This is a genomic window from Roseomonas genomospecies 6, from assembly GCF_008365375.1.
In the GTDB taxonomy this organism is placed as follows: Bacteria; Pseudomonadota; Alphaproteobacteria; order Azospirillales; family Azospirillaceae; genus Azospirillum.
Genome location: NZ_QOKW01000012.1, coordinates 114940 through 128743, shown reverse-complemented (window position 1 = coordinate 128743; position 13804 = coordinate 114940). Strand labels below are relative to the sequence as shown.

The window sequence follows — 13804 nt, the reverse complement described above, 5'->3', positions numbered from 1 at the left end:
GCAGACTTGCCGCTCCACTCCGGAGCGCATGGCCCTGTTCCCTCAGCGGACGGACAACGCGATGTCGAACACCATCACCCGGCGCCCCTCGTCGGCGCCGTTCGCCGCCGTGCTCGGCGGCGTCCTCAAGGCCGCGACCGGCCGATTTCCGGACGCCCTACTGGCAGCCGCCATACTCGCCCTGCTGCCCCCCGCCGCCGCCGCCGCGGTCGGCACCCCGTCAGCGGCCGAGACCTCGACGGTGCAGATCCTGGCCTCAGTCGACGCTGCTGGTCAGGCACAGACCATTCCGGCGGGGCTTCGCATCGCCCTGAACGACGGCTGGAAAACCTACTGGCGCTCGCCCGGAGACGCGGGCATGCCGCCCCGAATGGACTGGACAGGCTCCACCAACGTCGCGTCCGTCGCGGTCCGCTGGCCCGCGCCACACCGCTTCTCGACCTTCGGTATCGAGACCCAAGGCTACACCGGCGAGGTCGTCCTCCCCCTCGAGGTGACCGTCGAGCGCCCGGGCGAGCCGGTTTCACTCCGCGGCAAGGTTGACCTGCTGGTGTGCAGCGAGGTCTGTGTCCCGGCCACGCACCAGGTCGGCCTCGACCTGCCCGCAGGCCCCGCCACACCCGACCTGGCCGCAGGCAACCTGATCGCGCGGTTCGACGCCCGAGTCCCTGGCGACGGAGGAGCGTCGGGTGTCACCGTCGAGGGAGCCTGGACCGATCCCGCGCGCGAGGCACTCGTCGTCCGCGTGGCGTCGACCACGGCACCGCTGACGGCGCCCGATGCCTTCGTCGAGGGTGGCGACTGGGCGTTCAGCAAGCCCGAGATCGCGTTCGAGGACGGCGGGCGCGCCGCCCTGCTTTCGCTGCCTGTAGTCGCCGGACCGGACGTCGTCGGCATGGCCGACAAACCCCTCACCGTGACGGTCGTCGACGGCGAACGCGCCGCCGAGGCCAAGGTCACCGTGTCGTCGGAGGCGCCCTTGCCGGGCGACCGGCTCACCGACCTGCTGCCTGTGCTCGCCCTGGCTTTGTTGGGCGGGATGGTCCTCAATCTGATGCCCTGCGTGCTGCCGGTGCTCTCCCTCAAGCTGATGTCGGTGGTCGGCCAGCAAGGCCAGGAGCGCCGCCGCGTGCGGCTGGGCTTCCTGGCGACCGCCTCCGGCGCCATCGCCGCCATGCTCGTCCTGGCGGGCACCCTGGCGGCCCTGAAGGGGGCGGGCGGTATGGTCGGCTGGGGCATGCAGTTCCAGCAGCCCGTTTTCCTCGCCGTCATGGTGGGCGTCCTGATGGCCTTCGCGGCCAGCATGGCGGGCGCCTTCGAAATCCGGCTGCCGTCCTCGCTGTCCACCGCCCTCGGCACCGTCGGCGGCGACGGACCGGTCGGGCATTTCGCCATGGGCGCTTTCGCCACCCTGCTGGCCACACCCTGCTCGGCGCCGTTCCTCGGCACTGCGGTCGGCTTCGCGTTGGCCCGCGGCCCGCTGGAGATCCTCGCCGTGTTCGGCGCGCTCGGCGTCGGCTTGGCCGCCCCGTACCTGCTCGTCGCCCTGTTTCCGGGCGCGGTCGCTCTGCTGCCCCGGCCGGGGCGCTGGATGGGCACGCTCCGGCGTCTGCTCGCCCTGGCCCTGGCGGGGACGGCGCTCTGGCTGGTGACGGTCCTCGCCGCCCAGACGTCCGTGGGCACGGCCGCCAGCGTCGTCGCGGCCACCCTGCTGGCCGTCGGTGCTCTCGCTCTGGCCACCCGGGGCTTCGGGACCGTGAGCCTCGCGGCCGGGCCGGTGGCCCTAGTCGCGCTCGCCACGGCGGTCGCCATCCCCATCGTCCTCGACCGCGCAGCCTCGGCCGCCGCTTCCGCGGCATCGGCGCGGTGGCAGCGGTTCGAGCAGGCGGAAATCGCCAAGCTGGTCGCGCAGGGCCAGACCGTCTTCGTCGACGTGACGGCGGACTGGTGCGTCACCTGCATCGTCAACAAGAAGCTGGTGATCGACCGCGAGCCGGTGGCCAGCACCCTGTCGAGCGACGGCGTCGTCGCCATGCGGGCGGACTGGACCAGCCCCGACCCGGCCATCGCTACCTACCTCGGCCAGCACGACCGCTACGGCATCCCGTTCAACGCGGTCTACGGGCCGGGCGCGCCGCACGGCATCGTCCTGCCCGAGGTGCTGTCCGAAGGCGCCGTGCTGGACGCCATCCGGAAGGCCCGGACGGCGGGGTAACCTCGGCGTCTCTCACGCCTTCCGAAACATCTCACCCGGCGGGCGAGCAACGGTCTTCCCGCCACCATGCCCCGCGCCGAGCTTGGCCAACCGAAACGCCCGAGTGCGGCGCAGCGCTCACCAGAATCCCGATCGCCGCCTCCGGGGATCCCCGAGCGGCGGTCCCCCAGTCGCAACACGGAGCCAAGAGTCCCATTATGACCTCCCGCCTCGTCACGACCCTTCTCACCGTCGCCGTCTCCGCCGTCGCGCTCGGCGCCGGGGCCGTTGCCCTCCAATCCTTCGTCGTCCCTAGCTCCGCCGCGGCGACGGCGGCCCCGCCCCTGGTGGCGGAACTCGGCCCGGATGCCCTGACCCGCGGCCCCAGCGCGGTGGTCGTGGGCAACCCGCAGGGCGACGTGACGGTGGTCGAGTTTTTCGACTACCAGTGCCCGGTGTGCCGCAAGGTCCACCCCTTCCTCGAGCAGTTGGTCGCCGAGGACAAGAACGTCCGGGTGATCCACAAACACTGGCCGGTGTTCGGCGCGCCGTCGATCTACGCCGCCAAGATCGCGCTCGCCGCGCGCTGGCAGGATCGCTACGAGCAGGTCCATCACGCCTTCATGAACATTCCCGGTCGCCTCGACGAGGAGAAGATCCGCAAGGCAGCCAGCGAGGCCGGTCTCGACTTGGCGCGGGCCGAGCGGGACCTGAAGGAGCGCGACGCGCAGGTCGATGCCGCTTTCAAGGAGGTCTCGGCGCAGGCGGCGATGCTGCAACTCCAGGGCACGCCCGGCTTCGTCATCGGCAGCTATCTGGTTCCCGGTGGTCTCGACCTGAAAACCATGAAGGAGATTGTCGCCGACGTCCGTGCCAAGAAGCGTGGCGGCAAGCAAGGCTGACCCGGCATGACGCTCACCGACACCCTGCGGCCACCGCTTCGCGCTCTGCGAGGCGCCGCCGCGGCCGCTGCCACCTTCCTGGTGCTGGGGACCGTCACCGCCGTGTGGCCGAACCCCGTGTTCATCCGCATGACGCCGACCCAGGGGTTCGAGATCTGGCTGCTCGCCGTCCAGGCGGTGCTGGTCGGGGTCTACGTGGCCATCCGGCGGCCGATGTGTTCGCCCCGCGGTGCCGGACTGGGCAGCGTTCTCTGGTTCCTCGGAATCGCCTGCCCGACCTGCAACAAGCTCCTGCTGCTGGTCTTCGGGGCGGACCTGCTGCTCGCCCACTTCGAGCCGTACCGCCTTCATTTGGCCGTGGTCGGTGCCGCCGTCACCGCGGCGGCGGTCGCGTGGGAGTGGAGGCAGCGCCGCCACGCGGTGGTCTGTACGGTTGACATCTCGGACCACACCCTCCGGGAACGCATCAGTCCGCCCTAATGTTTGCGGGACAGACGGCGCTGCCCTTGGTCGCGGCGCCGTCCACCGGAACCGACACAGGAGGGAACCATGCTGCCCGCCACCGCGTCGCGCGTGGAGAACGCCACGTCGGCGGACCTCAACCGCCGCTTCGCCGCCGAGATCGAGGAGAGCCTCCGCCATCACGCCGAGCACCCGGAGGCGATCGACCAGCGCCTGGACGAACTCGACCACGAGTGGGACATCGAGCGCACGCTCGAGGCCAACGCGGCGACGCTGGCGCTGACCGGCACGGTGCTGGGCGCCTTCGTGGACCGCCGTTTCCTCATCTTGCCCGCGGTCGTGACCGGGTTCCTGCTCCAGCACGCCCTCCAAGGCTGGTGCCCGCCGGTCCCGGTGTTCCGCCGCCTGGGCGTCCGCACCGCCGCCGAGATCGACCGCGAGCGGTACGCGCTCAAGGCTCTGCGCGGCGACTTCCGGCGGCTTGACACGACATCCCCGAACACGACCCCGCGCCAGCACGCTGAGGCGGCGTTGGACGCCGCCGGGGCATGACCCACCCGAGGTGCCCGCGGCTGGTATCGGTCCGGGCTCCACGGCGACCCGCACACAAACGGAGCATCGCATGACGGACCGCTTGAGAGTGGACGACCGCTTCACCATCGAAATGACGCCGCCGACCGCCGAGCGCGTCGGGGAACTGGCCCGCGAGGGCTTCCGCTCCATCGTGAACCTGCGCACCCCCGGCGAGAAGGACGAAGTCCTGTCGCCGACCAAGGAGGGCGAGGTTGCTCGGAGCCACGGCCTCGCCTACCTGAGCATCCCCGTCTCCCCCCAGGACATGAACGAGGCCATCGCCGAACGCTTCGACCGTGAGGTCGCGGGCCTGCCGGGTCCAGTCGCCATCCATTGCGCGTCGGGGCGCCGCGCTGGTCTCTTCACCTTCATGCATGTCGCCCACATCGAGGGCCTGTCCGGCGACACGGCGGCGGCCAAGGCTGAGGCGATGGGCTTCCAGTTCGGGACGCCGGAGATGAGGGCGTTGTTCACGCGCTACGTGGACGGCGGAACGACGCAAGGAGGGGCGCCGTGATCTTCCGTCAGCTGTTCGAGCCGGAATCCTCGACCTACACCTACCTGTTCGGCTGCCGCGACACGGGCCAGGCGATCCTGCTCGACCCGGTGATGGAGACGGTGGAGCGCGACCTGGCGCTGATCCAGCAACTCGGCTTGCGGCTCGCCGTGACGCTCGACACGCACATCCACGCCGACCACATCAGTTCGGCCTGTCGGCTGCGCAGCCTGACCGGCTGCAAGGTGGCCTATCCGGCGATGGACGGGCTGCCGTGCGCCGACGTCGGGGTCGCCGAGGACAAGCCGCTCACCATGGGCAGCCTGACCTTCAAGCCGCTCCACACCCCGGGCCACACCGACACGCACCATTGCTACCTCGTCGAACGCGGGGACACGCCGCGGGTGTTCACCGGCGACGCCTTGCTGATCGACGGCTGCGGCCGCACGGACTTCCAGAACGGCAGCACCGAGGCGCTCTACCGGTCGGTGCGCGAGAAGATTTTCACGCTGCCGGACGACACGCTCGTCTACCCCAGCCACGACTATCAGCACCGGCATGTATCGACCGTACTCCAGGAGCGGGAGCGCAACCCGCGCCTGGGCGACGACAAGAGCCTGGAGGAGTTCGCCGCGATCATGGCGAACCTGAACCTGCCGTACCCGAGGAAGATCGACGTGGCGGTCCCTGCGAACCGTCTGTGCGGCGACTGCCCCGACGATGCGCCGGAAGCGCTGCGCCGCATCGGGGACAAGTCCTTCCAGGGCGTGCCAGTATGAAACAACACGCGCTCCAGAGCGACGCACCGGCCGCCTTCACGGGCCGTTTCTCCTGGGCGGGTTACCTGCTCGGTTTCGGGCTGGGAGGCTTCTTCGACGGCATCTTGCTGCATCAGGTGCTGCAATGGCACCACCTGCTCAGCGCCCTCGAAGGTGAAGCGTTCCGGGACCTTCGCGTCCAGGTGCTGGCCGACGGTCTGTTCCACATGGCGATGTACGTCATCGCGGCGGCGGGGCTCTGGATGCTCTGGAAGACCCGTCGCGAGTTCGCCGGGGCCGGTGCCGACCGCTGGATGCTCGCCAACACCCTGATCGGGTTCGGCGTCTGGCACATCGTGGACAGCATTCTGTCCCACTGGGTCCTTGGCATCCACCGCATCCGTATGGATTCCCCGAACCCCTTGCTTTGGGACCTGATCTGGTTCGCCGCCTTCGGAGTGGCCTTCATCGCCGCAGGAGGGCTCCTCCGGCGCGGCGCCGGGCCGGGAGACCGGCTGGGCGGGGGACGGCGCCTCGCGCTGCCGGTCGCGCTCACGCTCATCGTGCTGATCACGGGCCCCGTGGCGGCCTTGCCACCGCCGAACGTTACGACGGCGATGGTCCTGTTCCGGCCGGGGATCAGCGCTTCCGAAGTGTTCGCCGCGGCCGCCGCCGTGGACGGGCGTGTCGTCTGGAGCGACGCCTCGGGTGGCCTCTGGGCCATCGATCTCCAAGACACCGCGAAGGCCCGCACGCTCTACGCGCATGGTGCGCTCTTCGTCAGCAACGGTCTCATTCCGGCCGGGTGCTTCGCCTGGTCGCGCGCGTAGGCCGCGTCCGGTCCGTGAGGCGACGCCCCGCCTTGCGTCATTGAGGCAGGATCCCTGGGCGCCGAAACGTGTCATCATACCCGGCGCCGGACGACCGGCCCAATGACGACCCGACCATTCGCCGCATGCTGGTGGCTGATGGCTCTCTACAGGGAGGCGCGGCATGAACCCCCTGGTCGTGATGGCGTTCCTGGTTCCGTTGCTCCTTCCGACGTCGTCGGGCAAGGCGACCGATCTGCACCGATTCTGGGAGCAGACCTGCGGGGATTGTCACCCCCACGCTGCCGACTGGGCCCGCCGGTTTCTGACCGTGAAGGACGGCAAGCTCCAGGGCCGCCATCACACGGACGACCTGATCGTCTTCCTGCAACACCATTACCTGCCGCAGAACCTTGTGCAGCCGATGTACGACATGCTGCTCGCCCAGGCCAGCACGTGACCGCGCTTCAAGGAGCGGTGCGGCCGTTGCCACCAATCCGCCGCCGATCTGGCGCGTGAGTTCCTGGTCGTCCATGACGGTGTGCTTCAAAGCCGCGAGAGCGGTCGTCCGGTCGCTGAATTCTTGCCGCGCCACGCGAAGCTGGGTCTGACGCCGGAAGAAACGGCGTTCTTCGTCGACCTGCTGACGCGCGTCGAACGGGAGGTCCATTCCGGCGACTAAAGAGGGTGGCGGAGCAACCCGGGGGCTGCTCCGCCGAGGGGGCTGGCACGCTGCGAGTTATGCGGCCCGGATGGAAGCGAGAAAACGGGCGACCTGGGCATGCAACGACGCCGCCTCGCTGGAAAGTGCGGCGGCGGCGGTCCCGACTTGGTCGGCCGCCGCCTCGGTGTCGCGGGCCGCCGCCTCCACGCCGCCGATGTGTGAGGACACTTGGCTGGTGCCCTGTGCCGCCTCCTGGGTGTTGCGTGCGATCTCCCGTGTCGCCGCGCTCTGCTGCTCGACGGCAGCGGCAATGGTGGCAGAGATTTGGCTGATGGAACGGATCGTGGTCCCGATGCTCCGGATGGCAGCGACCGTCTCGGCGCTCACCGCCTGAATGTTCTGGATCTGGGCGGTGATCTCATCCGTCGCGCGCGCCGTCGAGGCGGCGAGGTTCTTCACTTCCTGCGCCACGACGGCAAACCCCTTGCCCGCCTCCCCGGCCCGCGCCGCCTCGATGGTGGCGTTGAGCGCCAGCAGGTTGGTCTGGCTGGCGATTTCGGTGATCAGATGGGCGACTTCGCCGATCCTGGCGGCGGCTGAAGACAGCCCCTCGACGGTCGTGTTGGTGCGCGCTACCTGCTGCACGGCCTCGCCCGCGACACCGTTGGCCTGCTCAATCTGGCGGCTGATCTCGGCAATGGACGCGGTCAACTCATCCGCCGCCGCGGCGACCGTCTGCACGTTTCCAGACGCCACCTCGGAGGCGTTGGCCACCGCGGCGGTGCGCTCATGCGTCGACTCCGCAGTGCGGTTCATAAGGTGCGCGGTTTGCTGCATCTGGTCGGCGGCGTTGGTCAGCACCTCGAGTTGCCCGGTGATGCCGTTCTCGAAGTCGGCGATCAGCCCGTCTACGGTCTGGCGGCGCCGGTCCTTCAGCGCCTCCTCCTCATGCTGCTGTGCCTCCAGACGGCGCATCGCGCGGGCGTTGTCGCGGAAGATGTGGAGCGCGTGCGCCAGCGTGCCGACCTCGTCGCGGCGCCCGTCGTCGAGAGCCTCCAATTCGACCTCCAGGTCGCCACGCGACAGCCGCTCGGTCGCCGACGTCAGGCGGTTCAGCGGGCGAGAGACGTGACGCTGGACGATCCAGACCAGCAGCCCCAACGACAGCGCAATTCCAAGCACCGACCCCAGAGACTGCCAGAACACAGCGGCGTTGTAGACGGCCTCGCCGCTGCTTTGGGCAGCCTGCATCTCCTCCTTGGCGGCCGCGACCAGCTTCTCCGCCTCGCCGGTGATCTTGAAGCGCACGTCGCGCATCTCACCGAAGATCACCTGGAACGCCTCGTCCTTCTTGCTTTCAGCCGATAGAGCGATGGCCCGCTGCGCCAACCGGTCGTACTCGCTCGACAGGGCCTGAATGTCCCTTGCGGGCGTTGCAATGGCAGGCGCAGGGCTAGTCGCCAATATCCGTGCCGCAAAGTCCAGCATCGCGGCGAAGCGCTGCTGATAGCGCCCGCGGATGGTTTTCACATCCTCTGGCTTGGCGGCGAGCACGGCGTTCGATGTGGCAATCGCCGTGACGTTCAATTCGCTGTTCAGGCGCAGCGCCATCTCCAAACGTGCCGCATCGCGCTCTACCAATTGCACGTTCCGCTCGTGCAAGGCGGACAGCGATGCCAGACCGTACACCGCAATACCAACGGCGATGGCGGCCAGCAGCAGCGACGGGCCGATGATCTTGGTAACAAGGCGGGTTCGGGTGAGCGACACGGACATGGGAAGCACCTTTTTGAACTCAATCAGCCGGACGGTGGGAGTACGGGCTGCACACTCTGATGTCAGTGTCGAACGCAATTGTTGCTGGTCAGTTTACATTCGACAGTATTTCGGGAGTTTTGCACGCCGTTTCAACTGCTCCTGACCAGGGCTGCGGCCGACCGGTTGACGATGCTCATGCGCCCAAAAAGGCGCGCTCCTGACATGTCTCTCAAGGGTCTGACAAAGATGACGGGGAAGTCCGAAAACTCCCCCGCTGAATTTACTCCTGATTACTGCGTCGCCTGTTGCAGTTCCTTCAGCTTCGCGCGGATCGGGTCATAGGGTCCGTACTTGTGCTGTTCTGCCGAAAAGCCGTCCGCGAACGGCGGGAACGGCATGTCCACGGGCTTGCGCAGGCGGTTCGGGAAGTCCTTCTCCACGCCCTCCTTGTGGGGGCGCGGCTGGCTGTTGACGAAGGCGATGACGTCGTAGGCGTCCTCATCCGACAGCACCGGCGCTTCGTGGGTCGTGCCGAGCGGCATGTTGTTGTGGACGAACGCCGCCGCGGTCAGGCCGCGGTACATGCCCGCGCCGTCGTTGTAGCTGTCCGGCCCCCACAGCGGCGGGAACTGGTAGCCCCCGGCGTCGCCAACTTGGCCCTTGCGCACACCCTGGCCGTCCGGCTGGTGGCAGGCGGCGCAGACCTCGGCGTAGACTTGGCGGCCACGGTCCGGGTTGGCGGCGCGCCCCGGTTCCTTGATAGCCTTGGTGCCCGCCCCCTCGATCTTCGCTCCGACCGGGATGCCGGTGGACAGCCACTTCATGTAGGCGACGAACGCCTTCATCTCGGTGCTGTCCAACGGCAGAGCCTTGCCGTTCATGCTCCGCTGCATGCAGCCGTTGACGCGCTCCTCGATCGTGCTGATGCCGTCCTCGCGCGCCCGGTACATCGGAAACACCGCGTGCACGCCGGTCCACGGCATAGCGTAGGGCTGGGTCCCGGCGTTCAGGTGGCAGCTTTGGCAGGCCAGGTTGTTGCCGGAGTAGCGCTTGGCCGGGTCGGCGACCTCCGGGCCCAAATGCTTGTATGTCTCGGTCGTCAGGGCGTAGCCGTATTTGATGAGCTTGCCGAGGTCGTCGTCCTTCACCGTCGCCAGATCCGGTGGCGTCCACTTGGTCAGGTCGACGGCCTGCGACTGTGGTTCCGCAGCCTGTGCCGCGCGCGACGGCGGGTGTATAGCCGTGCCGATGGCCAGAGCGGCCAGCGCACCAACCAGGGCGTTGATGCTCTTCATGGGTCTACCCTCCTGTAAGGTTCTTTTTTGTTTCAGCCACATGCGGCGTTTCGCCGCATCACTATCCGTTGACCGTTACATACACCCAGCCCATCTTATGAGTAAATGCTAATCTAGCACCAGTCTGTGTGCGTTACCAAGGCCCGCAGACGTTGAAGCAGGGAGGCCACGGTCTGGCCCCCCTGCTCCCGCACCGGTCGTTTCACAGGCGCTACGGACGCTTTCGCGGTGCGTCCGTCGCCCTCGTCACCCTTCGGCGCGCCATCTCCGGAAGAGCTTTTCGAAAACCTTCTGCGCCTCGCCGGGGTGGCGGACGGCCGCGGCGGAGACGATGTTGCGCGTGTCACCGACCACAATCAGGCCAACCTCGCCTTGCGCGTAGTGTTCCTTGCAGCGGTAGGCGTAGACGCCCGGCTTGTCGAAGGTTACCACGAGGTCCTGTCCCGGCTGGCCGTGGAACTCGACGCCGCCCGGCGGCTGCATGCCACGGATGGACTCCACGCGGTGGCCTTCGGCCACAACGAACCGGATCGTGTCGCCCGGAGCCACCTCCACCACGTCCTGCGAAACCCGGTGTGCCGGGCCACGCGGAAACAGGTCGACGGTGCGTTCGGCGCCCCAAGCGGACATCGTCGACAGCATAGCCCCAACCGTGGCGGCCAGCAGGTAGCGTGACAGAGGGATCATCGGATGCTCCAACGTTGCCGGTCGGGCCGGGTGCTCCTGCGAGCCAAGCGGCTCAGGGCACCCGCCCCACACGGTTGGGATTATGCAGCGGCGGAGACGCGCTCGAGCTTGGCGGGAATGCCCTGGCGCACCGCGGTTCCAGCGACCGGGTCAACCCACACCGAGGCACCCGCCCGGGTCGGGTCGACGAGGCCGAGGTCGTTCAGGTTGATGCCCGCGGCGATCTCGGGCGCGTCCGGCTGCCGGTGGTCGCCGATCACGTGGGCGCGGGCGCCGTATTCCTTGTGCCCGAAGCCATGCTCCACCGCGAGGACGCCCGCCATGACACCGTGGCGGACGATGGCCGTCGCCAGTTCGGCCCCACCCGGCGTGGCGATGCGGATGCGGTCGCCGGTCTGGATGCCCAGCCGCCGGGCGTCCTCGACGTTCACGCCGACGGGGTTCTCCGGGTGCAGGTGGCGCAGCCGCGTCGCCCCGATCGTGTAGGCGCTGACCAGCACCGACTTGGAACTGACCAGCTGGAAGGGCCAGTCCTCGGGCGTGTGAACGCGGTTCACCGGCGTGCCGTCGGCGAAGACCGGGGGCATCCAGGTGGCCGTTCCCGGCCAGCACCTGCCGGTGATGCTGCTCTTCGACGTGCCGACCGCCTCGTTGTAGACCTGAAGCGGCTTGACGAAGCGGTGGGCGGCCTTGTCGCCCTCGAAGCCCTCGGCCTGGTTCTGGTAGCGGCCGCCGCGGGCGAGGATGAAGGCGACCTTGCGCCATTCTTCCTCCTTCAGCGTCGCCTTCAGCGCGGGAAGCACGCGGCCGACGCCGGAAAAGGCGATGTCCTCGTCACTGGCGTCCGGCACCGGCTGCTTGCCGAGCCAGGCGATGTTGGCGCCCGCGCGCAGGTGCCAATCCTCGGCGGTCTCCAGCGGGTGGCTGTTGCCCTCCATGTCCTGGATGGCGCCGGGGCCGAAGCCCGGCAGGCCGAGGCGCTTGGCGAGCGCGATCAGGAACGGCTCCAGCTGGATCGGCTGGCCGTCCGTCAGGGTTGCAGTGCGCGGGGCCAGCACCGGCCAGCGGGCCGTGGTCATCTTGGTCGGCACCCCGCCCCAGGCCGAGGTCCAGCCCCAGGTCTCGTACAGCACCGTGTCGGGCACGATGTAATCGGCGAGCGCCGAGGTCTCGTTGATGAAGGGGTCGATGGCGACGATCAGCGGCACCGTCTTCGGGTCGGCCAGCCGTTCGGTGAAGCGGTGCGCGCCGGGGATGCCGTAGACCGGGTTGGCGTTCCACAGCAGCAGGGCCTTCACCGGGTAGGGGTAGCCGTCCGCGATGCCGCTGGACACCCATTCCGTCGTCAGGCCGGGCGCGGTCGGGTACCAGGGCGCCTTGGCCGGATACGGCTTGCCCGCCTGTTTCTTCGCCTGGAACTCGGACGTCTTCTCGTAAGGCACGTTGCGGCCGAGCGGCATGCCCGACGGCTTCACCTGGCCGGGGAAGCTGGCGAGCTTGTAGCGCGGCCCGTCGCCGTTCTCCGGGAAGCGCCCGCCACCGACGATAGTGCCGCCCTTCCAGTTCAGGTTGCCGAGCAGCGTGTTGATGGTGACGACCGCGAAGGCGTTGTAGAAGCCGTTGCCCGACATCATGCCGCCGTGCGCGTTCACGGCGGCCTTCTTGCCGTGGCTGGTCAGTTCGCGGGCCAGACCCGCGATCACGTCGGCAGGCACGCCGCAGGCGTCGCTGTAGGCCCGCAGGTCGAGCCGCATGGCGTCCTCGCGCAGCAGCGTGAGGCTGGTCTTCACGGCGAGGTCGCCGGTCCCGGTTGCTACCATCCCCTCGTGGAACAGCGTGGCCGCGGTCGTCAGGGCGTCGTGCGCCACCGGGGCGCCCGTCGCGGGATCGAGGACGACGAAGGCGTCCTTGTCGCCGTAGCGCTCCTTCTCGTCCAGAGTCACCCAACCCAGGTCGGAGGCGCGCAGCAGGCGCCCCTCCCGCGGGTGGCCCTTCTGCACGACGACCAAGTGCGTGGCGTTGCACCAGCCCGCCTCGCCCGCCGCCTCGGCCGCCTTGCCGTTGGGCTGGGACAGGTACCGGTCGTCGATGCGCCCGTTCTCGAACATCCAGCGGATGATGCCCATGGCGAAGGCGCCGTCGGTGCCCGGCCGGATCGGGATCCAGTCGGCGCGCTCCCCGGCCGCCGCGGCCTTGGCGTTGGTCAGCACCGGATCGACGACCACGTAGCGCAGAGCGCCGCTCGTGCGTGCCTTTGCAATCAGGGTCGCCTGGCGCTTGAATGGGTTGCCCGCATTCGACGGGGCGGTGCCGATAAAGACCACGAACTCGGCGTTGGCGATGTCCGGCTTGGCGTGCGGCTGCTTCTTGGTGTCGCCGAACACCGCACCCGATCCGGCCCGGTACACGCCCCCGCAGTAGGAGCCATGGCCGACATAATTGATGCTGCCGTAAGCCTGCTGGAAGAAGCGCTGCACCAGCGATTCCCGTCCGTCGGGCACGCCGGTGATCATGGCCACCTGGTTGACCCGGGGTCCCAATTCCGGTGCCGCCAGGTCGATGGGCGTCTTGAGGTCGCGCAAGGCCTTGAGGCCCTCCACCGGCCCCTCGCCGAAGAGGTCGCCGCCGTCGCACACCTCGCGGACCAGCTGGTCGAAGGCGATCGGCTCCCACTGGCCCGACCCGCGTGGGCCGACGCGCTTCAGCGGCGTAGTGATGCGGAACGGTGAGGTAACGTTCTCCAGCACCGCGTTGCCGCGGCCGCACGCCGTGGAGCGGCCGTTCAGCCCCTTTTCCTGGAAGCGCGACAGCGCCTTGAAGCTCTCCTTGACCGGGGTGCCGTAGGGCAGGAAGGGGTCGGTGGACATCGGGGTGTAGGGGTTGCCCGCGACGCGCAGCACCTTGTTCTTTTCGGTGTCCACGCGCACCCGCACGCCGCACAGGGTCGTGCAGCCGATGCAGCCGGTGTAGGCGACAACCTGGCCGGGGGTCAGCGTGATGTCGCCGCTGTGGGGATCGACGCGGAACTCGGGCTTGGGTGCGTTGCCGGAGATGGCGTTCTCGGGCTTTTCCCCGGCCCAGGCGCCCTTGACGAGCTTGCGGCCGGTTTCGGAGAAGCCGCCGACGAATGCGGCAAACGCGCCGCCCGCGGCGGAGGTCTTCAGGAGGAGGCGACGGGTGATGGACATGGCGGTGTCTCCGGAGGC

Annotated in this window: 12 protein-coding genes; 8 read left to right on the top strand and 4 right to left on the bottom strand. The window is 68.8% G+C overall.

The features are described from left to right. The first annotated feature begins 61 nt into the window (after nucleotides 1–61). The 8 genes from DS843_RS16515 (at nucleotide 62) to DS843_RS16480 (ending at nucleotide 6654) form a co-directional block, all read left to right on the top strand. Nucleotides 62–2215 carry a protein-disulfide reductase DsbD family protein gene (locus DS843_RS16515; RefSeq protein ID WP_149469972.1) on the top strand — a complete coding sequence of 718 codons (2154 nt, stop codon included), beginning with the start codon at nucleotides 62–64 and terminating at the stop codon, nucleotides 2213–2215. 197 nt (nucleotides 2216–2412) lie between these two features. Beyond that, a complete protein-coding gene (locus DS843_RS16510) occupies nucleotides 2413–3096 on the top strand; it encodes a DsbA family protein (RefSeq protein ID WP_149469971.1) in 684 nt (227 codons plus the stop codon). Nucleotides 3097–3102: 6 nt separating this feature from the next. Then, a complete protein-coding gene (locus DS843_RS16505; protein WP_149469970.1) occupies nucleotides 3103–3576 on the top strand; it encodes a hypothetical protein in 474 nt (157 codons plus the stop codon). A 69-nt stretch (nucleotides 3577–3645) separates the two neighbouring features. After that, nucleotides 3646–4110: a DUF2892 domain-containing protein gene (locus DS843_RS16500; protein ID WP_208852259.1), complete on the top strand. Its 465-nt coding sequence runs from the start codon at nucleotides 3646–3648 to the stop codon at nucleotides 4108–4110. Nucleotides 4111–4180: 70 nt separating this feature from the next. Next, nucleotides 4181–4648 carry a protein tyrosine phosphatase family protein gene (locus DS843_RS16495; RefSeq protein WP_149469969.1) on the top strand — a complete coding sequence of 156 codons (468 nt, stop codon included), beginning with the start codon at nucleotides 4181–4183 and terminating at the stop codon, nucleotides 4646–4648. Beyond that, nucleotides 4645–5406 carry an MBL fold metallo-hydrolase gene (locus DS843_RS16490; RefSeq protein WP_149469968.1) on the top strand — a complete coding sequence of 254 codons (762 nt, stop codon included), beginning with the start codon at nucleotides 4645–4647 and terminating at the stop codon, nucleotides 5404–5406. The genes DS843_RS16495 and DS843_RS16490 overlap by 4 nt, the downstream gene beginning before the upstream one ends. Continuing rightward, nucleotides 5403–6215, top strand: coding sequence for a DUF2243 domain-containing protein (locus DS843_RS16485; RefSeq protein WP_149469967.1), 813 nt, complete (start codon nucleotides 5403–5405; stop codon nucleotides 6213–6215). The genes DS843_RS16490 and DS843_RS16485 overlap by 4 nt, the downstream gene beginning before the upstream one ends. A gap of 163 nt (nucleotides 6216–6378) precedes the next feature. After that, nucleotides 6379–6654: a hypothetical protein gene (locus tag DS843_RS16480; protein ID WP_149469966.1), complete on the top strand. Its 276-nt coding sequence runs from the start codon at nucleotides 6379–6381 to the stop codon at nucleotides 6652–6654. Nucleotides 6655–6933: 279 nt separating this feature from the next. On the opposite strand, the gene DS843_RS16475 is transcribed toward DS843_RS16480, so the two are convergent. From DS843_RS16475 to DS843_RS16460, 4 genes are all read right to left on the bottom strand, one after another. Continuing rightward, the gene (locus DS843_RS16475; protein WP_149469965.1) at nucleotides 6934–8634 is read right to left on the bottom strand and encodes a methyl-accepting chemotaxis protein; all 1701 of its coding nucleotides are present in this window, start codon (nucleotides 8632–8634) and stop codon (nucleotides 6934–6936) included. Between the two features lie 272 nt (nucleotides 8635–8906). Next, nucleotides 8907–9911: a c-type cytochrome gene (locus tag DS843_RS16470; RefSeq protein ID WP_149469964.1), complete on the bottom strand. Its 1005-nt coding sequence runs from the start codon at nucleotides 9909–9911 to the stop codon at nucleotides 8907–8909. A 246-nt stretch (nucleotides 9912–10157) separates the two neighbouring features. Next, nucleotides 10158–10598 carry a plastocyanin/azurin family copper-binding protein gene (locus DS843_RS16465; RefSeq protein WP_149164657.1) on the bottom strand — a complete coding sequence of 147 codons (441 nt, stop codon included), beginning with the start codon at nucleotides 10596–10598 and terminating at the stop codon, nucleotides 10158–10160. A gap of 80 nt (nucleotides 10599–10678) precedes the next feature. Beyond that, entirely contained in the window at nucleotides 10679–13786 is a 3108-nt protein-coding gene (locus DS843_RS16460) for a molybdopterin dinucleotide binding domain-containing protein (protein WP_149469963.1), read from the bottom strand. Nucleotides 13787–13804: the final 18 nt, after the last annotated feature.